A 682-nucleotide genomic window follows, 5' to 3' on the forward strand; every position below is an offset into this window, starting at 1 on the left:
ATCTTCGGCCAGACCCAACCCACCCCTTACCCCGCCCGTCTTGGCGCGCGACAGGTAGCAGGTCACTCCGTCGACCTTGGGATCATCGAACGCTTCGACAACGATCCGGTCGTTAGGCCCCACCATTTTGAACACCGTCGATACCTGACCGATCTCTTCGGCCGAGACCAGCACAGGTACAAACAATAAAGCAGCCAGAAAACCGTTGATGACGCGCATTGAATCTTCCTTTAAATAACGTTGATCAAACGAGAATCAGATTATCCCGATGGATCAGTTCCGGCTCGGCCATATAGCCCAGCTCACGTACAATTGCTTCGGATGAGTGACCGATAATCTTCTGCGCCTCGATAGCGCTGTAGTTGCTCAGGCCACGAGCGATCTCACGCCCATCCGGAGCGACACACACGACCATCTCGCCACGCCGGAAGCTGCCCTGCACCAGCTTGACGCCCACCGGCAGCAAGCTTTTGTGATCCCTGGCCAGCGCTGAAACTGCGCCATCGTCCAGCACCAGCGTGCCGCGAGTCTGCAGATGGCCAGCCAGCCATTGTTTGCGCGCCGCAAGCATTTCGCGCTCTGGAGAGAGCAATGTTCCCAGCCGTTCGCCACCCTTGAGCCGCGCCAGCACGCGCTCGATACGCCCGCCGACGATCACGGTATGCGCACCGGACCGTGCGGC

Annotated in this window: 2 protein-coding genes; both read right to left on the minus strand. The window is 59.2% G+C overall.

Features of this window, described 5'->3' with window-relative positions; translation table 11 throughout:
• Nucleotides 1–219, minus strand: a 219-nt coding sequence (locus tag ALO43_RS15480) for a CreA family protein (protein ID WP_174518503.1), incomplete at its 3' end; no start/stop codon positions are given.
• Between the two features lie 25 nt (nt 220–244).
• On the minus strand, nt 245–682 hold a 438-nt coding region (locus ALO43_RS15485; protein WP_328586978.1), incomplete at its 5' end, for a PUA domain-containing protein.

Origin of the sequence: Pseudomonas tremae, from assembly GCF_001401155.1 — a bacterium.
In the GTDB taxonomy this organism is placed as follows: domain Bacteria; phylum Pseudomonadota; class Gammaproteobacteria; order Pseudomonadales; family Pseudomonadaceae; genus Aquipseudomonas; species Aquipseudomonas tremae.